Origin of the sequence: Planctomicrobium limosum (assembly GCF_051465645.1) — a bacterium.
In the GTDB taxonomy this organism is placed as follows: domain Bacteria; phylum Planctomycetota; class Planctomycetia; order Planctomycetales; family Planctomycetaceae; genus Planctomicrobium.
In genome coordinates this window covers 4,140,297-4,161,279 of record NZ_CP195790.1, presented here as the reverse complement: position 1 = coordinate 4,161,279, position 20,983 = coordinate 4,140,297, and the positions used below count along the sequence as shown (strand labels likewise).

17 protein-coding genes and 1 tRNA gene are annotated in these 20,983 nt (G+C 51.9%); 6 read left to right on the top strand and 12 right to left on the bottom strand.

From position 1 onward, the window contains the following. Positions 1 to 118: 118 nt before the first annotated feature. A complete protein-coding gene (locus SH527x_RS15915; protein ID WP_437191667.1) occupies positions 119 to 1,309 on the bottom strand; it encodes an FG-GAP repeat domain-containing protein in 1,191 nt (396 codons plus the stop codon). 205 nt (positions 1,310 to 1,514) lie between these two features. Between SH527x_RS15915 and SH527x_RS15910 the strand changes: the two genes are divergently transcribed. Then, positions 1,515 to 2,399, top strand: a complete 885-nt coding sequence (locus SH527x_RS15910) for an endonuclease/exonuclease/phosphatase family protein (protein WP_437191666.1) — start codon at positions 1,515 to 1,517, stop codon at positions 2,397 to 2,399. 121 nt (positions 2,400 to 2,520) lie between these two features. Here the strand turns inward: SH527x_RS15910 and SH527x_RS15905 are convergent, their stop codons facing one another. Beyond that, entirely contained in the window at positions 2,521 to 3,588 is a 1,068-nt protein-coding gene (locus SH527x_RS15905) for a class I SAM-dependent methyltransferase (protein ID WP_437191665.1), read from the bottom strand. A gap of 183 nt (positions 3,589 to 3,771) precedes the next feature. After that, positions 3,772 to 5,004, bottom strand: coding sequence for an aminotransferase class I/II-fold pyridoxal phosphate-dependent enzyme (locus SH527x_RS15900; protein WP_437191664.1), 1,233 nt, complete (start codon positions 5,002 to 5,004; stop codon positions 3,772 to 3,774). Between the two features lie 616 nt (positions 5,005 to 5,620). On the opposite strand from SH527x_RS15900, the gene SH527x_RS15895 reads away from it, so the two are divergent. The 3 genes from SH527x_RS15895 (at position 5,621) to rdgB (ending at position 7,887) form a co-directional block, all read left to right on the top strand. Continuing rightward, on the top strand, positions 5,621 to 6,427 hold the full coding sequence (locus SH527x_RS15895; protein ID WP_437191663.1) for a DUF3050 domain-containing protein: 807 nt from the start codon (positions 5,621 to 5,623) through the stop codon (positions 6,425 to 6,427). 94 nt (positions 6,428 to 6,521) lie between these two features. Beyond that, positions 6,522 to 7,202, top strand: coding sequence for a hypothetical protein (locus tag SH527x_RS15890; protein ID WP_437191662.1), 681 nt, complete (start codon positions 6,522 to 6,524; stop codon positions 7,200 to 7,202). Positions 7,203 to 7,266: 64 nt separating this feature from the next. Continuing rightward, the gene (gene rdgB, locus SH527x_RS15885) at positions 7,267 to 7,887 is read left to right on the top strand and encodes an RdgB/HAM1 family non-canonical purine NTP pyrophosphatase (protein WP_437191661.1); all 621 of its coding nucleotides are present in this window, start codon (positions 7,267 to 7,269) and stop codon (positions 7,885 to 7,887) included. Positions 7,888 to 8,329: 442 nt separating this feature from the next. Here the strand turns inward: rdgB and SH527x_RS15880 are convergent, their stop codons facing one another. From SH527x_RS15880 to SH527x_RS15855, 6 genes are all read right to left on the bottom strand, one after another. Continuing rightward, positions 8,330 to 9,259 (bottom strand): DUF1559 domain-containing protein, encoded by a 930-nt coding sequence (locus SH527x_RS15880; protein WP_437191660.1) that lies wholly within the window; start codon positions 9,257 to 9,259, stop codon positions 8,330 to 8,332. Positions 9,260 to 9,558: 299 nt separating this feature from the next. Next, complete coding sequence (locus SH527x_RS15875; protein WP_437191659.1) at positions 9,559 to 10,014, bottom strand: carboxypeptidase-like regulatory domain-containing protein; 456 nt, start codon at positions 10,012 to 10,014, stop codon at positions 9,559 to 9,561. Between the two features lie 520 nt (positions 10,015 to 10,534). Further along, entirely contained in the window at positions 10,535 to 11,272 is a 738-nt protein-coding gene (locus SH527x_RS15870; RefSeq protein ID WP_437191658.1) for an RluA family pseudouridine synthase, read from the bottom strand. Positions 11,273 to 11,382: 110 nt separating this feature from the next. Continuing rightward, a complete protein-coding gene (locus SH527x_RS15865) occupies positions 11,383 to 11,904 on the bottom strand; it encodes an adenine phosphoribosyltransferase (RefSeq protein ID WP_437191657.1) in 522 nt (173 codons plus the stop codon). A 1-nt stretch (position 11,905) separates the two neighbouring features. Beyond that, positions 11,906 to 13,633: a serine/threonine protein kinase gene (locus SH527x_RS15860; protein ID WP_437191656.1), complete on the bottom strand. Its 1,728-nt coding sequence runs from the start codon at positions 13,631 to 13,633 to the stop codon at positions 11,906 to 11,908. 521 nt (positions 13,634 to 14,154) lie between these two features. Continuing rightward, a protein-coding gene (locus SH527x_RS15855) for an IS630 family transposase (RefSeq protein WP_437191016.1) occupies positions 14,155 to 15,088 on the bottom strand; the annotation gives its coding sequence in 2 pieces (ribosomal slippage) (positions 14,155 to 14,748 and positions 14,750 to 15,088; 933 coding nt in all). A gap of 83 nt (positions 15,089 to 15,171) precedes the next feature. On the opposite strand from SH527x_RS15855, the gene SH527x_RS15850 reads away from it, so the two are divergent. Beyond that, a complete protein-coding gene (locus SH527x_RS15850; RefSeq protein ID WP_437191655.1) occupies positions 15,172 to 15,441 on the top strand; it encodes a hypothetical protein in 270 nt (89 codons plus the stop codon). 15 nt (positions 15,442 to 15,456) lie between these two features. Here the strand turns inward: SH527x_RS15850 and SH527x_RS15845 are convergent, their stop codons facing one another. The 3 genes from SH527x_RS15845 to SH527x_RS15835 all read right to left on the bottom strand — a co-directional run bounded on the left by SH527x_RS15845 (position 15,457) and on the right by SH527x_RS15835 (position 20,162). Then, on the bottom strand, positions 15,457 to 16,698 hold the full coding sequence (locus SH527x_RS15845; protein ID WP_437191654.1) for a hypothetical protein: 1,242 nt from the start codon (positions 16,696 to 16,698) through the stop codon (positions 15,457 to 15,459). A gap of 263 nt (positions 16,699 to 16,961) precedes the next feature. Then, positions 16,962 to 19,382: an ABC transporter permease subunit/CPBP intramembrane protease gene (locus SH527x_RS15840; protein WP_437191653.1), complete on the bottom strand. Its 2,421-nt coding sequence runs from the start codon at positions 19,380 to 19,382 to the stop codon at positions 16,962 to 16,964. Positions 19,383 to 19,406: 24 nt separating this feature from the next. Then, positions 19,407 to 20,162, bottom strand: coding sequence for an ABC transporter ATP-binding protein (locus SH527x_RS15835; RefSeq protein ID WP_437194639.1), 756 nt, complete (start codon positions 20,160 to 20,162; stop codon positions 19,407 to 19,409). A 517-nt stretch (positions 20,163 to 20,679) separates the two neighbouring features. On the opposite strand from SH527x_RS15835, the gene SH527x_RS15830 reads away from it, so the two are divergent. Then, positions 20,680 to 20,753: transfer RNA gene (locus SH527x_RS15830), tRNA-Met, on the top strand. Positions 20,754 to 20,983 lie beyond the last annotated feature (230 nt).

Below are 20,983 nucleotides of genomic sequence, written 5' to 3'. Positions count from 1 at the left end.
GTCAAAACAAACCACGTCAAGACGACCGTTGTTCAAACAGGTATTATTGCGTACCGAACTCGAATTCAGCGAATACTGCGATCAGCTCAGCAAACAGCTCACCCAAAAGCAGACCGGATTATGGTTTCCGGTTCCAGTAGATCTTCACATTTCTGGTCGAACGTCCGCCGGCGATAATGTCAGGGCGGCCATCGCCATCCAGATCGCTGACAGCGAGATCTTCTGTTGCCATCCCGCCAGCATCAACGACATTCTTCTCCCACTTCTGCCCGGCGGCGTCGAGGCTGCGATAAACTGTCACCCCAAAAGCACCGGGAGTGTCGCTGTGCCCGAACACGATATCGTCGCGCCCATCCAGATCCATGTCAGCAACAGCAAGGGCATGGCCTCGGCGAAACCCTTCGTCGATCACCAACCGTTGCCACTCGCCGGTCTTCTCTGCTGATGGAGAATAGACGGACAACATTGTTCCGTGCATTGGCTCAACAGTGGTAATGAACTGCCGTCCGTCAGCAAGCTTTCCGACCCGAATCTCTCCGGCGCCACTCAGATTCACGTCTGGAGAAGAGGCTCCTGTGCCCAATCGTGTGGCGGTGAACTCTCCTTTGTTCCTCTTCAGCAGCGTGACTCCTTCTCGACTCGCAGTCACAGTGTCAGTCGCTCCATCACCATCAAGGTCGTGGTGCCAGTGATTGTGCATCCTGTTAAGCGACTGATTCAACACCGTCTCGGGCCATCGGTCTTTCTCCGGATGAGCTGGAATCTCAAATGCAATGACGCGAACTCCCTGCCCTTTTGTTGCATTCAAAGGTGAGATCACCAACTGTGCTTTTCCTGTCCCAAGCACATCAGCGAAACGCAGGCGATGCAAGGACGGTTCGGCGCCAATCGAGAAGACGGACCATGTCTGATCCAGCGAGGATTTTCGTTTCACCCATTGAATGGTGCCGGTATTTTTCCCAGTCCATCCAGCACCGACAACGAAATCGACCTGACCATCTCCATCAATATCGTGAGCCGCAATGCAGACGTTATCAGGAACCGTCTGATTGGAGATGATGACACGCCGTTGCCATGTTGGGTTTTCGTGCCAGTAGACGCTGTTTTCACTGACGGTCACAACATCCTGCTTCCCGTCACCATTCACGTCCGCAACAACCAAGGCATAGCAGACTTTACCAATCTGCGGATCAATCACCTGTTCCTGAAAGGAAATCTTCTTTTCATCGGCATGCACAATCCCGCTCATCATGCAATGAAAAACCAGACAAGGGGAAATAGCCAGCAGTAAAAATAACTGTCGTCTCATGATGAATTTCCTGTGAATTGCCTGACTCCCGACTTCAGCTTAGCAACTTGTCGCGGTATTGTCGCGAAGAACGGTTGTCACTCATTGCCTGGTTCAATCCTGCTGGGCTTCAAAATACGTCCAGCAAGTTTCAGAGTGACTTCCTGAAGAACAAGTACTGAAGCCACGTCCAAATTCTCCATATCATAAGAAATGGGAGCTGAAGATGTTTCGTTGCTCACTGATTCCAGCACTCCTTGCGATGGTCACTTTCCTGGGAACAGGTGATATCCATGCTGAAGATGCTTCACCCAGTCTCAAAGTGATGAGTTTCAACATCCGCTTCGGTTCAGCCAATGACGGCGAGAACAACTGGGATCGCCGCAAAGAGTTCCTCGTTGAAACCATTAACAAGTTTCAGCCAGACCTCCTGGGAACGCAAGAAACAATGTTGTTTCAAAAGGAATACCTCGACAAGCAACTGGAAGGGTACGGCTCTGAAGGAATCGGCCGCGTTGACGGCAAGAAGGAAGGCGAATCGATGGCAGTGTACTATCGAAAAGATCGCTTCGAGTTGCTGGATGTCGGCCACTACTGGCTGAGTGAAACCCCGGAAACAGTTGGCAGCAAGAGCTGGGACAGTTCACTTCAGCGTATGGTCACATGGATCAAACTGAAAGATAAGAAAGCACCAGGGAACCCGGAACTCTACTTCGTGAACACTCACTTTGATCATCGCGGCCAAGTCGCCCGAGCAGAGTCCGCCACATTAGTTCGCAATCGAATTGCAGCACTCGGGCAGGTGCCAGTCATCCTCACTGGTGACTTCAACGCAGGTGAAGGAAGCCAGCCATACAAGAACCTCTTCTCCGAGACCGACGGCAAGAAAACGATCGTCGACACCTATCGAGCCAAGCACCCAATCCAAACGGAAACCGAAGCGACGTTCAATGGTTTCAAAGCTGATGTCGTGAAGGGATCACGAATTGACTGGATCGGTGCGACATCACAGTTCAAGGTTGTCGACGCCGTGATCAACCGCGTTTCACGAGACGGCCGTGTTCCTTCCGACCATTATCCACTCGAAGTCGTATTGCAGTATGCAAAATAAAAGAGAGCCCGCACTACTACGAACTCTCTTCAAGATTCATACACCAACTTTATCGATCTGGTTCAACAAACTCGCCTGAGCGGTTCTCACTGCTTCGGTGAGTTGTTTTATTTTAGCTGCATTATTTCTGAGTTGCTGAGATCACGATATAGCCACGAACGTCCTGCGACTCGACATTATCGAACAGCTGATCGATACGTGCTTCGGCCCAGTCTGGATGCTTGGTCACCATATAAAGACGTCCGCCCGGCTTCAGTCCACGCTTCGCTGCCTGCAGAAAAATTTCTGCAATCTGGAAGTGAGAGAAGTACGGGGGATTCGCAACTGCGACATCAAACGTGCCACGGAGATCATTCTCTCCATCGTGCAATTCACCATCAGCAGTGAGGCCTGTGGTCATCGTTGTGATGCCATTCAGATGTGCTCCGGCATGAGCACACTGCACTGCACGTGCATTCGAGTCGATGGCGTGAACATGCACATCGGGAGCGCGCAAGGCAGCGGCCAGCCCAACGGTTCCTGATCCGCAACCGATGTCAAGAACATGATCGCCTGGATTGATCTGCATTACTTCAAGCAACGCACGTGCACCCACGTCCAGTCGACGATGAGAGAACACGCCTGGACGACTCACCGCCTGCACAAGATTCTCACCGTCACGGAAGACGAATTCCGCAGTGAAGTCACGCAGTTTCTTCTGCGGCTTCAGCTTCTTCATCCGGTAAGTGACACCGTGGCGTTTTGGTGTGCGGTCAATATTCTTGCCGAGCTTCTCAATCTCGTGGTGCAACCAGACATCTTTTTTATTGTCACTCGTAGCAATCAGAGTTCCACCGATCTTCAGCCGATCGTATCCCTGCTGCAAGATCTCGCGAGTCAGTTCCGCTTCGCCACCACGTGCAACCGGCATCACGAAGACATCGATTTCGCCTTCTGGCAAATCCGGTGAACAATAGATTTCCAGGTTGGAAAATTCTGAAGTCAGTTGGCGGGCGTCGTCAGCAGGATAGACGTCGATGAAGTGACAGCCCACATGAGCGTCAGGCAGGTTTTCCGCGAGGAATGCTGCCGTTTGGGCGCGACCGACTGTTCGGCAGAGAATTCGCTCTGCAGAAACCTCTGCACAGGCATTGATCGCCAGTCGCTCAGCAGGTGGGTTTCTCAGATTCTCAAGTTGTCGATCGTCCATTGTCGCTCTTAAATAAATAAATATTTCAGCCGCAAGCAGAAACGCTCGCGACTGAAACAAAGTTCAAATTCGGTTGTCAAAGTCTCAAACTGCTTCTTCACTCGCAACCATTAATCAGTCACGGAGAAAGCAGAGCTGAAACGTCTTCATCAAAATGCGGTCTTAACGTGCAAGTCTGACGGATCAGGCTTTTGCCGTTTCAACTCGAGTGCAGTGTCCGATCTCTCGAACAGCCTGACGCAACCGCTGGCTGTTCTCGACGATCGCGAGTCGCAGATAGCCTTCGCCATCTTCGCCGAAACCACGACCTGGACTGACAGCAACGCCGCCTTCGTCCAGCAGTTTCATTGAGAAATCGATCGAGCCCATCTTCGCCCATGGTTCCGGGATCTTCGCCCAGACAAACATCCCGGCTTTCGGCTTTTCAATTTCCCACCCCAGCCGTGTGAGACCATCACACAACGTATCTCGTCGGGTCTGATATTCAACACAGAGTTCATCAATGGCATCATCGCAATGCCGCATCGCAACGATGGCAGCAATCTGAATCGCCTGGAAGATTCCGTAGTCGTAGTAACCTTTGATCGTCGCAAGAGCACGAACCATTTCCCGGTTCCCGCAGCAGAAGCCGACACGCCAGCCGGCCATGCTGTAGCTCTTGCTCATCGTGGTCAATTCAACTCCCACGTCCAGCGCTCCCGGTGTCGCCAGGAAGCTTGGAGCTTTGTAGCCATCATAGCAGATGTCCGCATAAGCGAAGTCGCTAATGACGAGGAACCCATACATCTTTGCGAGCTTCACAAGCTCAACATAGAAGTCAGGGCCAACGACGGTCGAAGACGGATTGTGCGGGAAGTTGACAATCACAACCTTCGGCTTCGGGTACAGATGCTCGCAAGTGTACGCCACGTTCCGCAGAAACTCGTTCGGGTCGCGAACATCCAAAGCAATCACGTTTCCGGACGCAAGGACCACCGAGTACATATGGATCGGAAATGTCGGTGATGGCACAATCGCAGTGTCGCCGGGCCCCATCAGGGACAGACACATGTGACTGAAACCTTCTTTCGAACCAATACAGGCGATCACTTCATCTTCGTGATTCAGCTTCGCGCCGTACCGGGTTTCGTATCGCTTGGCGACTTCCCGGCGAAGATTGCCGATCCCGTTCGCGACAGAGTACCGGTGGTTCTTCGGGTCCTTCAACGCTTCCGCCAGCTTGTCCTGAATCAGCTGAGAAGGTGGGTCCGTAGGATTCCCCATCCCCAGATCGATGACGTCGATTCCCGCCACTCGCTTCTGGTATTTCAGCTTGTTGATTTTCCCGAACAGGTATGGCGGCAACCGCTTCATACGATCTGCAACGGGAATAAGAAACGGATTGTCGGCAAACGGAACTTCTGATTCGTTACGCATTCAAGCACCAAGATATGGAAACCGGGCGGGCAGTACGCGTTATTCACCGCGCGTGCTCTCGGGGGATTTTATCGACTATTCAAGCTGACGACGAGATTGTGTTGCTCAGGATTTCTGGAACATTCAGCATATGTGATGAATGAAGGACCAGAGCGAGGAGGTTCCAGCCAGGTTCGCGGCCAACACAGAAAACATTTCCGATGGGTTTCCCGGAAACTGACTGCAAACAATCAACACTTATGGCAGCAACCGGAAGCCGCTCAGAGCCCCCCGCAGGAAACCGATCCTGTTCTGGCATCAGGTTCTTCGTCAGCCAGAGCTCCGACACCCTTCCCGCAAGACTGCAGAAATTGCCGTAACCTCCATCGACATCAGAGGTCCGCCGACTGATGCCAATCGAAGCAAGGTCTCTTCCGCAGGCGCCTCGAACCGCATTCTCAAAGATTCCAATTTCGATCGGTCAATGTTCCCATCTTCGGTAACAGCTCAATCGCCATCTCGTACTCTCCCGAATTGATCCTCTATGATCTGGTGGATTGATCGAAATGGGCCCGAAACAGTTTTGATGTCAGACTCCCGCCCGACCTCCGACACCTTTTCGGAATTGCCACGCCCTATGAGTTCCCTGCCAGACACCTCATCGCAGTTACTGGACACTTCCAAGCCAGCCACAACCGATCTGGAACCGGCAATTGCCGAGTTAATGGCTCACCCGATCTACGAAGAAGTCAATTCGCTGGAACGTTTGCGTTCTTTTATGCGGGAACACGTTTTTGCAGTCTGGGACTTCATGTCTTTGCTGAAACGCCTGCAGCGTGAATTCTGCGGAACGCAACTTCCTTGGATGCCTCCGACACACCCTGACCTGGCGCGTTTCATCAATGATATTGTCGTCGCTGAAGAGTCCGACATCGATGGACAGGGCGGATACAGCAGCCATTTCGATCTCTATCTCGCTGCAATGGACCAGATTGGAGCCGATACTCAACCGATCCGCAGCCTTCTGAATGGTCTGCAATCGCAAATTTCCATTGAGACAGTCTTGGACAGTCTCCCGATTAACGACGAAACCAAAGCGTTCGTCCGGTTCAATCTGGAACTGGCAGAACACGGGACGACGGGAGAAGTCGCCGCTGCATTTTGTTATGGACGTGAAGACATTATCCCCGAGATGTTCACCCGACTTCTGGCCCCGTTGGCAAAGCAGAATCTCGACAGCGAACGATTTCGATACTACCTGCGACGGCACGTCGAACTCGACGGCGATACGCACGGGCCGTTAGCTCACAAGATGGTCGCTATTCTTTCGCAGAAGGATGAACAGGCGAAAACCCAGTCTCTTGCGGCTGGTCAGCGCGCAATTGAGATGCGTATTCTGTTATGGAACGGAATTCAGAAGCAGATTCACCAGATGACTCGATAAGTCGATCCGGGTAACATGCATTCACATCCCCCTGTGACAGGCAGATTCGAGTCAGGTTGGGAAACGATTCAGTCATCTTTTGCAGAGTGCCGTCGTGATTGAAATCAGCACTCAAAAATGCCGCCAGACAGAACGAATCAAACTGCTGAATCAGGCAAACCGCCTTGAGTCGCAAGGGGAATCAAGCATTTTCCTGAGACAAACCTGGGTCTTGTTCGCACTCGCAATTCTGGGCCTCGGTATCTGGGACAATCTTTTCCTCGGCCTCAATCCACTGCGAGGACGAATCGTCATTGTTGGTGGGATTCTTGCTCTGCTCATCCTGATTCTGATGGTGATCCACAACCGCAATGATCGAGCGAGATCCACGCAATCTGAACTGCTGAAACAAGACGCCGATGCAGGTGTCTATCAATTGATCCGTGTTCCGCAGATTCTCGCTGCATGGATTGTCACTGGTCACCCAAACCAGACACCTGCCTACCTGCTAAAGACAGCAACAGACGCCCTCTATCTCACCGGAGAGATTTTCAGCGATGCCATCGACGAATATCATCATCGCCGACTTGAGGCAGGCATCGAATCTGACTTCACATTCTCAACAAGTATCATCGTCGAAATCTGGCCTGTCTCAGAAGAAGTACGAGCGATCGAACTAACAGGGCCTCAGATCGAAGCGCCAACGCGATCAATTTCGATTGACGAACTTCCCGTCGAACTCACAACCACATTCAAAATCATTCCAGCAGACGCTCTCCCTCCACCAGTTGCATAAGCATGCAATCGAGTCTGGACTCAGCCGTCTCCGCACTGTCACTTCATTCGCCCGGCATCTCTCCATGAATAATTCACTCCCAACAGTCGTACTCGCCAGCCGCAACAAAAAGAAAAGCGGAGAAATTCGCGATCTGCTGGCTCCGTATGGAATCCCGTTGCTCTCGGTCGCGGAATTTCCTGAAGCTCAGGACGTTGTCGAAGACGGAAACACCTTCCGCGAAAATGCCGAGAAGAAAGCCTCGCAGACGGCATTGGCTCTCAAGCATTGGGCCATTGGCGAAGACAGTGGACTAATGGTCGACGCACTGAATGGAGCTCCGGGAATCTATTCCGCTCGCTTCAGTGGCGAGCATGCCACCGATGATTCGAACAATGCAAAACTCATTGCCGAACTTGCATCAGTTCCGGATGAGAAACGCGGAGCCGGATATCTCTGCCACGTTGCCGTTTCTGACCCAGACGGCGTCATTCGCCTCAACGTTGAGGCGACCTGTCGGGGACGAATCAATCAGACTCCCCACGGTGATAACGGTTTCGGATACGACCCCTATTTCACAATCCGCGAGTTTCACAAAACATTCGGTGAACTCGACCCGATTGTGAAGAAATATCTCAGCCATCGCGCCCGGGCATTCGAGCGACTTATCCCGGCACTACTGAAAGTGCTGTCATCCTCTAAATAACTTCTTTGCACCAAGCCTCGTCAGCACAAAAATGATAGATCGCTAAATCAGCTTTCAGCTCATTCGCAATCTCCCCCAATTCTGACGAATCTCCAAAAAATCATAAAAACGCGAGAAATCCCTGTCCTATTTCCGCAGGAATTACGTCTACTATGATAGAGAAATTCCCGCTGATCCAGCACTGGACTTTTTAAAGTCCTAACCGCTTTCGGTGATTTATCACTGCGGGCCAAATATCATCAACGATAATGGGACAACGACTCTAAGATTCAGTTGCCCAAAGTTGGTGCTATTAAGATGAACATCCGAAGCGGTGCTGGATAGGGAATTTTCTGAATCACGAGAGCATCTCCAGCATCACGCAGGCTCTCTGGCACGCGGAATTCAGTCTTTCGCCTATCAATAAAAACTGCTGCGCCGCCAGATGAGAGATTGACCTGGCTTAGTATTCTCCGATGACTTCGCTTCCTGCCCGAGTGCTCAGATTTCGCCAGGTAGTCACTTCGATATTGTCCGAGACAAATCGGACAGCGCCATCAGCAAGGAGTGAATGCACTCCCCCGGTGTGCCGACTTCGTGAGCTGAAAATGGTGCTCCCTGTGCTTGCGCAAGGCATTCTCTGAATGAGGGCATTCGCTTCGACATTCGCATTACACCAGCTTCCCATCGCATCTGGGGACTGTGAATTCGGAGTGTAATGAGCAGTAAATCCGGTGTGCGGGACATACCAGATTAACCCTCTCAGGTCATCCGCTACTTGGCCAGAACGAACTTCCGACATCAGTAATGTATTCGAAGTTCCATCATGAATGTCTGCCAGCGAGTACGCATACCCTGTTGTCCCACTTGAATGGCGAAACGTTCCCGGCTGCCAGATGATGCCATTGAACGGTGTCGTTGCCCCGACAGTCGTGTTCCCATAGTTGACGGCGTAGTTGTAATTGTACACCTGATTCCATGCCTTAAACTTCGTTTCACTTGGACACAGCAGCATTGGAATCGTCGTTCGAATCAAATCCAGATTCGGAGCAGTGTAGTAAGATTTCGTCTCATCCCATCTGTTTGTCAGTGATGTGAATTCGATGTATGGGAGGAGATATCGAACCCACACATATCCACTCGTCGAACCGCCATTCTCAGGATGTCCTGCCCCTGTCCCTCCCATCGACCCAATGGGCAGCAACCCAAACGTATCGACGTAGTTATGAATTGCCAGCCCCAATTGCTTCATATTGTTCTTGCACTGCGACCGTCTGGCTGCTTCTCTCGCCTGCTGAACGGCCGGCAAAAGCAACGCAATCAGAATGGCAATGATGGCAATCACCACCAGAAGTTCGATCAATGTAAACCCACGCTTCTTCAAGACAGTCATGATCAACACCCTTACGTCATTTAAAGAGCGAATAATTCCAGATCTAATACACAAACGATCAAAATGCGCAGACCGCGATCCCATGAATTGCTGAATGATCAAGCAATTCATCCCCACCTCATATGAGTTGCAAAAAGGCACTTCAGGAGAAAGCAAGAGACGCAACGGATCTTTATTAAACGTCTGCGTGCGAGTGAATGCGATTTAGATAAGAACAGTGAAAAGGAGCGAAACCATCACAACAACAACCAGAAAAGCCCACTGTTGTGAAAAAGAAACCTCTTCTGAAACATCCTGAACTAACTCTTCGATGCTTTCAGCTCAAAGTCAGCCTTTGTCTCACCAGATTGCTCAACAGTACAAGTCAGGTTTGTCTTTGTATTATATTGAGCAGGAATTAACTCAATTGCTGGTGCAGCTGTCGCCGCTGCTTTCATTGCCGCATCAGGATCAGAGGGCAAATCTGCAGGTCGATTCTTTGGTGCTGTTATCGAGACTTTATAACTTCCGGGGGCCAAGCCGTTCTCTGTCGGCAGGCGGTAAGACCCGTTGGTGACTGTTGCACTCGTTGCAGTTTCCTTCCCTCCCGGCGTCGCAGGGAAGAATGAGATCGTTCCGTACTCAAGCGGTTTCCCATCGAATATCACAGTCCCTGTGACGACTTTTCGTTCGACTCCTTCAGGTGCTCGACTGCAGCCTGCACACAGTAGGATCACAAGCCCGCATAACAAAAACGAACGCCGAAGCCGCTGCATAACAACAGTCCTCTTAAGTAAAAGGAGCAATTGAGCACGTACAGAGTACGATGAGGACGCTTAAATGAGACGTGAGACGAAACGAGCACGATAAGATTGGCGAATAAGACAAGATCGCAGTGCACGACAGGAAGATCTCCAGGCACACACATATACCGACCAGACAGATAGCTGCATTCAGATGAAACGTGCTTTCTGCCCTGAAATGAATCAGAAGCCCGACAGAGACACTAATGCAGACCCGATCATATAAACCATCAGAACTGCGTCAATATAAATTATCGACAAGTACTCAGGTTTTCACATCCACTCTTAAGACAGCTGACGTTGATACATTGTCAGTTCAGCATAATGAACATCACATTGAGACAACGTTATTCGCTCCGAGAAGACATCTATGAATTCTCCTAATGAACTAAACAGCGAAGATATCACGAGCCACATTAGGATCACGTTTCAGAGTGATCTCACAGTATCGCAACAATGTACCAACGAAGGATCTCTACTGGTCGGTCTCGGCTTAAAGAGACTCGCCTGGCGCAGGAATTGACTTCAGGTCAAAACCGAAGCACTTCCACAGCTCAGGGATCGGGGCGAGGATCGGAAGTGGCTCGTATCGAATCGGGTGCAGGATCGTCAGCTGACGAGCATGAAGAGCAATCGGGGCATCCGTTCGAGATGCGTGTCCGAAGCCAGGAAATTGCGTTCGACTCCCGTATTGTTCATCACCAACAATTGGGCAGCCACGGCTCCCGAACTGAATACGAATCTGATGCATTCGCCCGGTTCCGAGCTTAATCTCAACGAGCGCTTTCCCCTTGTGAGTCGCCAGCGTGCGGTAAGTCAAATTCGAGAGTTTCGCATCCCGGTTTGATTCGGAGGAGATTTCAACCCGAGACTGGTCCGGAATGCGATAGATCCAGTCAACCAGCTCACCTTCCCGTGGTTCTGGGGGACGCTCAAGCACAGCGCAGTAGAACTTTTCGACCTGACGATTTGCAAACTGTTCAGACAGGCGTGCCGCACACTTCGAGTTCCGCGAGAAGACGACCACCCCGGAAACCGGCCGGTCGATTCGATGGGGAATTCCCAGATAGACTTTCCCGGGTTTGTTGTATTTACGGGAAAGATACCGCTTCACCTGATCCACAAGGCTATCGACACCATGAGGAGCACCTTGAGCAATGACCCCATGAAGCTTATTGACGGCGATGACCGGCCCATCTTCGCAAATGATATCGCGTTCCGTCAGCTCCATTTTTACTAGACCAGTCTTGCTCACTCAGGGGACAGACAGTGGCGGCATTCCTGAATGCACACCACTGCGATCACAACTCGGCCAATGCATACTGGCCGGGGAAATTCACACTATTCGCTATCGTAACTGACAAGGCTGAACACATCATGTGGTGCCAGTTTTGCTCGTCCATTCAGAAAGGCGAGTTCAACCACAAACGCACAGCTGACGACCTCTGCTCCGGCATGCTGAACCAACTGAGCACAGGCGTTCATCGTTCCCCCAGTCGCGAGCAGATCGTCGACCAGCAGAACCCGATCCCCCTTCTCGAAGGCGTCGGTGTGAATCTCAAGCGTGTCGCTGCCGTACTCAAGGTCATAGCTGAAGGACTGCTTCTCAAACGGGAGCTTCCCTGGCTTTCTGACTGGAACAAATCGAGCATCCAGGGCCAGAGCCAACGGCGCGGCAAAGATGAACCCGCGTGCTTCCGCCGCCGCAATTGAGGTAATCCCCTTATTCCGGTAATTCTCGGCGAGCCGTTCAATGGATTCGCGAAACGCAGATGGCTTGGCAATCAACGTGGTGATGTCACGAAACATGATTCCCGGCTTAGGGAAGTTCGGGACGTCACGAATATAGTTTCGGAGATCCATTTCAGTCTTTCTCTGTCGTTGTTGGAGGCGAACCTGGGGAGGGTTCAATACTCCCGCTGGCAGCCAGCGCGGCACGTGCTTCTGCAACCAGCTCGCTTGCATTTGAGTCGGCATCATACAGAGCAATCACGCTGCGCCAAATCGCCTGTGCCTCTCCGGTTTTCCCATCCTTTTGGAATTTTCCGGCCCGTCCCATCGCTTTGCGGACATATTCCAGCCGTGAGGCGACTTCCTGGGCTTTCAGATCTTTCTGCAATTGGACAATTGCCACCTGAAATGCTTTGAACTCGTCGTTGCCGACCAGCAGAATTCCCAGCGACTCCAGTTTCTGCTCTGCTGCGGAATATTGTCCCAGCTTCTGGAGCTGTAACACCTGTCGCAGAATGGCTTCCGGTTCTGACCTAGGTAACGGCTCCCGCTTCTGGCGCCCCAATAATTGACGCTTCAGATCGTAGGCCTCGACTTTCGCCATTAAAGGGGAAACCTGAGTCTCCCACTTCTCGAAATCCCGATCCAACAACGGAACCAGTAACCTCTCACGAGCCTCGTCCCATTCCGGGCCCTCTGGCTTTTCCAGAATCGCCTGAGCCTGACGGAACATTTCTTCAGGAGATTTCTCACGCTTCCACAGCAACAGTGTGGTCCCAGTGACGATCAACAGGAGCAACCCGATCAGAACCCAGATGTTATCCAGCCAGCGTCCAATTCCGCGTGGCTGAGCGTCGGCTTCCGCCTGCATCCGAAACAGATCCCGTGCCAATGTGCCGCTCACGTAGCCAGCGTCCGAGACCGCTGTCTCACCGGCCTTGGTCACGGACTCGCTATCAATGGCACCGCCGACGGAACCGAATTCTTTGATCTCCAGCTTTTTGGGAATCTCCTGCAGACGCAACATCAGCACATTCGCATCCGGATACCGATCCTCTGGAGGTTTTGAAAGGCATTTGCAGACGACTTCATCCAGCCAGACCGGAATGTCCGGCAAGATACGTCGAGGACTATCAAACTGGTTGAATCGGTGTTTCTGAATGACTTCCAGCGACGACTTGCCAGTGAACGGAGGGCGACCGGTCAACATCACATACATCACCGCCCCGAGAGAATAGATGTCGCTCTGTCTGGTCGCTCGACGCCCTTGGGCCTGCTCTGGAGACATGTATTCTGCTGTTCCCAGCACCCCGCCGGTGACGGTCAACTTCGACGTCGCAAACACCTGAGCAATGCCGAAATCAGACAGCTTCACCACCCCGTCTGTTCCCAAGAGCAGATTGGAAGGCTTCAAATCTCGATGAATGATCCCGCTGTTGTGTGCAGACTTGAGTGCACGACAGACTTGCACAGCGATTTCAATCACTTCACGCCATGGGATTCGCTTCTCGCGACGCAGCCGATCGGTCAACGTTTCCCCGGCAACATACTCCATCGAATAGTAGTACGTGCCGTGATCTTCTCCATTGTCGTACAGCTCCACAATATGCGGTGACTGTAGCTGCTTCATCGCCGCAATCTCCCGACCAAATCGGGCGACGAATCCTTCTTCGTGCGCCATCGACGCCGGCATCATCTTGACCGCGGCCTGCTTCCCGGTTTCCTGATGAGTCCCGAGATAAACAGTCCCCATTCCCCCGGCCCCCAGAATCTTTTCGATCTGGTAAGGCCCGATCTGCTTCGGGATCGGAGGTGACAGTGGAGTTCGTTTTTCTGGTGAACTTGAATCTGGTGACGTCACGAGAGATTCCACAACCTGCTGTCGGGAGTTGACCTGAAGTTGACACACGATGGGAGCGGTCGTTCGCACGTAGAACCCGAAACTGGATTTCGACGGTGCGATCAAACCACCCCAAAAGCTGAACTCTAACGAGAAGAGCTGTCGATTCCCATGTCTTTATCCCGGTAATTGATCTTGCTGAATCACTGATTCTGCAGCAGGGCATCAATCCCGAACTGGCGCTCTTCGCAACGAGTGACACATGGCTTCATTCAGGAAATCGAGACGAAATCGGGATCACGAATTGGGCAATAATGCAGCAATCAATATGATGAGTGCTGCGGAACGTTACAGGGAAGCCGCGTTCACATCGAAATGAAAATTCACCCAGCAAGTGAGATATCATTGTCTGCAAATCAATCGAGCCCTGGTCAATCCGACGAATCCGTTTTGTACCACTCGCGTTTCGTCTCAGGATGGTCAACCAGATCAACGCTGACGCGACTGATGCGGGTCAACAACGGGCTAGAGCAATTTGCATTTTAACTTCCCCTGTATCCGCAACTCAGGAAATAGTTTCGGCATTCATTGGGAGTGAAGGTTTCGATGAGGGCTCCGATTCGCTTCCAGAGGTTCTCAATGGTCCGTTCGGCGAATTTGCGGAGGAGTGCTTTCAGCTTCGAGAACGCTTTCTCAATCGGATTGAAATCCGGTGAATAAGGCGGCAGATAAAAGACGCTGGCCCCGACCGCTTCAATGGCTTGAATGACTTCTGGCTGTTTGTGACAAGGGAGATTGTCCAGCACCACAATCTCTTTGCGATTCAATGTCGGAACCAGACACTGCTGGATGTACGCCAGAAATGATTCCCGATTCATGGGGCCATCCAGCACCATGGGGGCCGTCACGCCGGTGCAGCGGAGTGCGGCAATGAATGTGATCGTTTTCCAGTGCCCATGTGGCACCTGACTGCGGACACGTTCCGACTTGTTCCCCCAACCGTAAAGTCGGGCCATCTTCGTGTTGGCCCCGGTTTCATCGAGAAAGATGAGCCTCTGCTGGGGCTTGGGGCGAACCAGAATCCCCCACCAGCGACGCTTCTCTTTCACGTCAGGACGTTGCTGTTCTGAGGCGTGCAGAACTTTTTTTGAGCCGGATTCCCCAACGACGCAAGGTGCGACTCAATGCTGAAACAGAGATGGCCAACCCTAACTGATCAATCAGGGACTGCAACGTCAGGCTGGAATTGTCTGCAATGGCCTGCCTGATGTCCGCTTGACGATGGGCGACTTTGGATTTTCGCCCCACTCCAGCACGGATCGGTTCGAGAGATCCGGTTTTCTGACGATGGTGAATTAGGCTCCAAACTGTTTTCCGGTCGACCCGATACGTGCGAGCCACCTGAGACTGACTGACACCCTGGTCAATCGCTTCCAGTATCCGACGCCGCAAATCGACGGAGAGTGCATTCGACATAATGGTCCTCCATGACGCGACACACTCTCCCAAATTCGACACATCATGTGGAGATCAATTTGCAAAATGCTCTAGATGTTGTCATGACCTCTCGTTCGATTCGGATTGATGCCAACGCAATCGCCTATCCGATGCGTCCACTTCTGCGAGCACTCGGATTGATACGTGATATCTCCGCGTCTGACATTCAATCAGTGCAGTCCCGACGCTACTTCTTTCTGACCGAATTCCAGATCACATTTCTTGATGAAGACAGGCAAGAGAAGACGATCGCTCTTGTGCCTTGGAACGCTCAACGTTTTCAGAACGGCATTGAGCAACTCAGAAGCAACCGGCAGCACGACGAAGCATAAATCAGGGCGGCCGGATTAAGCTTCGACACCTTCGCTCGCATCACTTGATGGCGGCAACAACCGATGAGCATGTTCAATTCGCCAGGCGAGCCAGAGTGACAGAGCTAATCGGCGCGCTCCATCCGTCGCAAAGCTCGCATTGATAAGCGGTGCTCGCTGTTGATTATCAATTCTCATATTGGCAAACCCGTACTTCTTGGGATCCTGCTTCGTAATCTTCAGGATCGCCAGCAAAGCGGTGTCGTTTACCATCAGATTCTGTTGTGCCTCTGCACTCTGCTCCGATTTTGAACGACGGTCTTCTCTGTGTGGCTCAGGCAGCACAAGAGGGCCGTCAGTGTCCAAAGTCGGAGGTTGGAAGCGTTCCGGGTCCAGCAGTTTTTCCAGTTCCGGAACCACATCGACACTACCGTAGACTGCCAGAAATCCGATGGCGTTCTGCAACTGCGTCCGAGACAGCCCCACCGATTTATAGTTCGAAAGGATTTCGAGTGCAGGAACGACTCCGGCTTTCAATTGAAACTTCGATGCAAGCTGCAACCGCGACGCTGGACTGGAATGACCGGATGATTCGACCCATTGACTGAGAAATGTCATGTAAACTTCGCGCTCATCATTGGGAGCACGGACCACCGTGGAATAAAACTCAGGATCACTAACCAGAGTCCCCACGGTTCCAGCTGAGAGTGGACTCATCCGATTGTCAGGATGAATCGCCAGAAATAGCAGCGTCATGATGGAAGCCGTGTTCAAATCACGACTGATGCGGCGGTCAACAAACGTCCGCAAGTCAGCACAGCGACGCTCGAAATCCAGAGTCCACTCTTTCGGTCGCAAGACGACAGAAGTCATCAACTCGGATTCTTGCTCAATCATCTTCACATACAGATTTCTCGCTGCCGGGCTATCACTGGCGATTGACTGATAGAATTCCCATGCAGGAGCCAGTTCTTCGCCAGCCAGCCAGGGATCGTTACGAACCCGCTCCTGTTGCTCAATGAACGCCAGTTTCTGCAAGACGCTCACGAGCCGCTGCGAGCGCCGTCGAATCTCTGGGTCATTCGATTTCGCCCCCAGGCTCGTTGCGCGCAACCCGACAATCCCGCGAGTGAGCAGTTCCTGTTCGGCAGCCACGCGAACTTGAAAACGAGGATGGCCCAACTGCTGCACCAGAACGGAAGCAGACTCTTCCCCGACCGCAACCTGACAGGTTAGCAGTGCAAAGAGACAGAGTATTCCGGTGCGAGTCCATTCCATATCAATTTCAATCAGCAAGAAATCAGATCAATTGACGTGCTGCAAACAAGGTTTCCTGATACTGGATGTCTGTCGCCCACTTCATGATCGGTTTCTGCCGTCCAAGTCGCAAGGAACCCGTCCGAAATGCCAGCGGATTAACGCCTCGGTTCCGGAATCGGCTCCCTCAATCTTAAAGTGCTTTCTGAATTGATCGAGAAAAGAATTCCTTATCTGACAGTTTCACAACAGACAAGACATCAGTCTCAGGAACCATCTCAGGTTCAGGCTTTAGGAATGTGCTCAGACTTGGCGCTCACGGGATTCAGTCGGCGTTCCTCACCTGCCCCACGCTCCAGAAAATGATCTGTCCGTCGATCCTGTCGAACCAGCCAGTATAACAGCGTCGCTGAAACAACTCCGCAAACGATCAGTGTTCCCGTTGTGAAACTCATCTCGAATTCCGCGCCGCTTCCTTTTGTGTAAACCAGCCACGGCCAGATCCCTGATTCCAGCGATTCCGGTTTCAACCGCATCGCCAGGACCTGATTTCCATTGAAGATCAGATGGAACAGAACTCCCGGCAGCAGACTCCCACTTCTTGCAGCCAGCAATCCGATCACGACTCCAAGCAACGCAGCATTGAACTGTTGCTTGGGAATCATATGAATGACTCCAAACAACAACGCCGAAAGCATGATCGGTAACCACCGTCTTCCAGAATGTTGCAATCCACTCAGGATAAACCCACGAAACGCCAGTTCCTCACAGATTGCCGGAGCAATCGCAAAGGCAGAGAACGTCAACCACAACGGGACCTGATCGGTTCCCATCGCGTCCATCAGCTGTTTCGCGCCCGGGGGAAGCGGCGGGAAGTACGGGTCCAACCACGCCATCATCTCAAGTACCAGTGGCTGCAACGTGAATGCAAGGGTGACACCTACCGCGAGCATGGAGAAACGCGGCCAGACCAGCTTCAACGTTCGTCGGGCATGGCTGGTTAACAACAATGCCATGAACACCGGGGGCAGTCCAACAGTCGCAACCAGATAAACCAGCTGAACCGTGACCATTTTAACCGGCGTGGCCAACAGTTCCGGGGAGCCCTGCATCGAGGTCAAAAACAGGAACTGCAACATGGCAATCAGCACGAAACAGACGGCCGCTTCCGCGAAACTCGGAGTCGGTTCCTTTTCCCGCAACAGGTGTTTCAACCACAATCGTGGGTTAATCTGCTCGGCTTCGCGGAAAAGAATATCTTCACGCTGAAACAACTCTGTCGCCCACCACAGTGCCAATGCACTGTAAACGCAACTCGTCACCAGTACCGGGATCGCATAAAACGCCAGAGACTGAGTCGAGGTCCCGAGCAACAGTGCCTTCAAGAGCAACGCAGGCCCTGTCACAGGTAGAATACTGTAATACGGTGTGAGTTCGACTGCCGGATTGAGACAGAACATTGTCAGTCCCATCGTCACCAGCAATAACGGCGTCAGATAATACTGACCTTCCTTGCTGCTGCGTGCGAACATCGCCAGAGACAGGCTCAGGGCGCTGAATAATGCGGCCAACGGAATTGCGAGTAGAACAACCCACATCAACGATTCCAGTGGGGGAAACGAGATATCTCCCATCGGATTCGCCCGAGTCGCGCTGATCGCAGAGAACATGTGCTGTCCGGTAAATCCCATACTGCACAGGTTCAACAACGCCGTCGTCAAGCTGAACAGCATCACTGTGAAGAACTTGCCGTAAACAATCTCTGTTCTGGTCGCAGGAGAAATCAGCAGCGTCTCCATTGTGCCTCGTTCTTTTTCCCCTGCTCCCAGATCGATCGCAGGGTAGAACGCGCCGGTCACTGACATAATGACCAGCAAGGCAGGAAAGATCTTGCTCCAGACATTCGCAGCAATCTGCTCTGGCTCGGCAAGGTCCACAGGCGTCATCGGCACCGGCCGCTGCAGTGATGCAGGCAGGCCAGCCGCTTCCAAACGCTGTTCAAGAAGCGAGGATTCCCAATTCTTTAGCACAACACGAACGCGCTGATACGCGATTTCCGATTTCTCATTCGCACTGTTGTGCAAGACGATCGGACGAGGGACGGAAGCTTTCTTCAATTCGTCCTTGTTCATCTTCTCCAATGACGCCGTCAGTTCGTTGTACTTCGTCAGAAAGTCACGAGGAAAGACGATCAAGACCTGAGCCGGGGCCTTGGAAAACCAATGCTCGATCTCAACTCGCAAGGTCTTCTCTTCGTCTCGCATTGACTGCACGAGATCAGATTCCGGTGGAAGTCGATCAAGAGTCGACTGCACTTCCGCCAGGCGCAGAATGCGATCCCGACGAATGTCGACCTGCTTCATGAACTCGGCGACTTCAGAACGAACTTCCAAATTCGGTTCGAATTTCAGTCCCTCAGGCTGGTCCGTCAGAATCCGAATCGTTCCAGCCTGCTCCGGGCGATCAAAAAATCGTGGCGAGAACTGGCCATCGACGATAAAGGACGGTTCCGGCAACTGATCAGCGCCGACAACAATGACCCGACGCATTTGCTCAGCAAACGTTACGGTCATCTGCACCATGCCGATCCCCATTGCGGGATACAGCAGCAGAGGGAGGACAGCCACCATGAATAACGTTCGTCGATCGCGCAGCTGGTCGCGGACTTCACGTTGAAAAATCAGAAAGATGTTTTTCCATCTCATTGATGCAGATCCAATCCGGGAGGCTCAAACGTCAGCGAGCGAGTCTTCGAGATCGCGAATGAGTTTGAAAAACACGTCTTCAATATCAGCCTGGCCATGCAATCGACAAAGTTCTTCGACGGTCCCCATCGCAAGAATTCGACCGCGATGAATGATCGCAATACGATCACACAGCTTTTCCACTTCACTCATAATGTGAGTCGAAAAGATAATGCACTTTCCTTTTGACTTCAGCGACTCGACCGTCTCCAGCACTGCTCTCGCAACAAGGATATCGAGCCCGGACGTGGGTTCATCGAAGATCAAGACTGGCGGATCGTGCACAATCGTTCTGGCAATCGACACTTTCTGCTTCATCCCGGTCGACATTTTGCTGCCAAGGACGTCGCGTACGTCATTCATCTTCAGCGTTTCGAAGATCTCTTCCAGTCGCGGCTGCAGCACCTTCTCAGGAATGTTGTAAAGCCGCCCGTAGTACTCCACCATCTCCCAACCGGTCATCCGGTCATAGATTCCGGTGTTGTTCGACATGAATCCGATATGGGAGCGAACCTCTTGCGGCTGACGGACAACATCAAAGCCTGCAATCTTCGCCTGACCATGAGTCGGCTTTAACACGGTACTGAGAATTCGCAGGCAGGTTGTCTTCCCTGCTCCGTTTGGTCCCAGGAGTCCAAAAATCTCACCGGGCTGCACATCAAATGTCACATGGTCCAGCGCAAAGACTGAACCTCGTTTCATGTCATGAAATTCTTTAGCCAGCGATTCAACCTGAATCATGGACATTGTTCGCAATCAACGAGAGGAGACGTCAGGTCAGTTTCCGAGTTGGATCAATTTTGTATCAATGTTCTCTTTGCACTGTCATTGCATCGCAATTGACTAAGACAGGGGAACTCCACCAAGAGGACGCCAGGGAGTAACAGTCTCTATTCTAAAGGAGATCATCTGTTTGCATGACAAGTTGCTCAATTTCACCAGCCCTGCCCAGACCTGCCCGACTTCCCCGTACAGCCAAACTAACATGCTGCGAAGAGAGACAGGTGACCAACTTTATCTTCATGCCCTGAGATCCGCCTACAGCAATCCTTCGACAATCCATTTAAACAACAGCAACATCGAATGCGTCACAACGACTCTCTCGGAATCCAGCCACAACCAATTGCAAAATCATTACTTAACGAGAGTCAACATCTCACATCAACAAACACTAGTTCGCTAGCAACGCAATTTCTGAAAATGATTGTCGCTGTTCGTTCGACAAATGAATTCCGTCTGCTAGTATGTGGATCTATGACGCGGGGTGGAGCAGCCCGGTAGCTCGCGAGGCTCATAACCTCGAGGTCGTCGGTTCGAATCCGGCCCCCGCCACTTATTCGTCTCTCTGGCTGTGAGAGCGAATCCAGAATTAGCCGCTGTTTGTCTTCATGGCAAACAGCGGCTTTTTTATTGCACCAGCCTTATTACTGCATCAACACAGTGCTGAACCAACAGCAAGATCCGATCGCACTATGAGATCGTGTCGATTATGACACATCGATTTCGGTATCGAGTCTTCGCCTTCGCCGCTCTGGTTGCAGAAACAGGGTCCCTCGATTCAC

What these genes read in the sequence shown, in the direction of transcription:
- SH527x_RS15915 (WP_437191667.1), bottom strand. Translation starts at nt 1,309, where the DNA reads ATGAGACGACAGTTATTTTTACTGCTGGCTATTTCCCCTTGTCTGGTT.
- SH527x_RS15910 (WP_437191666.1), top strand. Translation starts at nt 1,515, where the DNA reads ATGTTTCGTTGCTCACTGATTCCAGCACTCCTTGCGATGGTCACTTTC.
- SH527x_RS15905 (WP_437191665.1), bottom strand. Translation starts at nt 3,588, where the DNA reads ATGGACGATCGACAACTTGAGAATCTGAGAAACCCACCTGCTGAGCGA.
- SH527x_RS15900 (WP_437191664.1), bottom strand. Translation starts at nt 5,004, where the DNA reads ATGCGTAACGAATCAGAAGTTCCGTTTGCCGACAATCCGTTTCTTATT.
- SH527x_RS15895 (WP_437191663.1), top strand. Translation starts at nt 5,621, where the DNA reads ATGAGTTCCCTGCCAGACACCTCATCGCAGTTACTGGACACTTCCAAG.
- rdgB (WP_437191661.1), top strand. Translation starts at nt 7,267, where the DNA reads ATGAATAATTCACTCCCAACAGTCGTACTCGCCAGCCGCAACAAAAAG.
- SH527x_RS15880 (WP_437191660.1), bottom strand. Translation starts at nt 9,259, where the DNA reads ATGACTGTCTTGAAGAAGCGTGGGTTTACATTGATCGAACTTCTGGTG.
- SH527x_RS15875 (WP_437191659.1), bottom strand. Translation starts at nt 10,014, where the DNA reads ATGCAGCGGCTTCGGCGTTCGTTTTTGTTATGCGGGCTTGTGATCCTA.
- SH527x_RS15870 (WP_437191658.1), bottom strand. Translation starts at nt 11,272, where the DNA reads ATGGAGCTGACGGAACGCGATATCATTTGCGAAGATGGGCCGGTCATC.
- SH527x_RS15865 (WP_437191657.1), bottom strand. Translation starts at nt 11,904, where the DNA reads ATGGATCTCCGAAACTATATTCGTGACGTCCCGAACTTCCCTAAGCCG.
- SH527x_RS15850 (WP_437191655.1), top strand. Translation starts at nt 15,172, where the DNA reads ATGACCTCTCGTTCGATTCGGATTGATGCCAACGCAATCGCCTATCCG.
- SH527x_RS15845 (WP_437191654.1), bottom strand. Translation starts at nt 16,698, where the DNA reads ATGGAATGGACTCGCACCGGAATACTCTGTCTCTTTGCACTGCTAACC.
- SH527x_RS15840 (WP_437191653.1), bottom strand. Translation starts at nt 19,382, where the DNA reads ATGAGATGGAAAAACATCTTTCTGATTTTTCAACGTGAAGTCCGCGAC.
- SH527x_RS15835 (WP_437194639.1), bottom strand. Translation starts at nt 20,162, where the DNA reads ATGATTCAGGTTGAATCGCTGGCTAAAGAATTTCATGACATGAAACGA.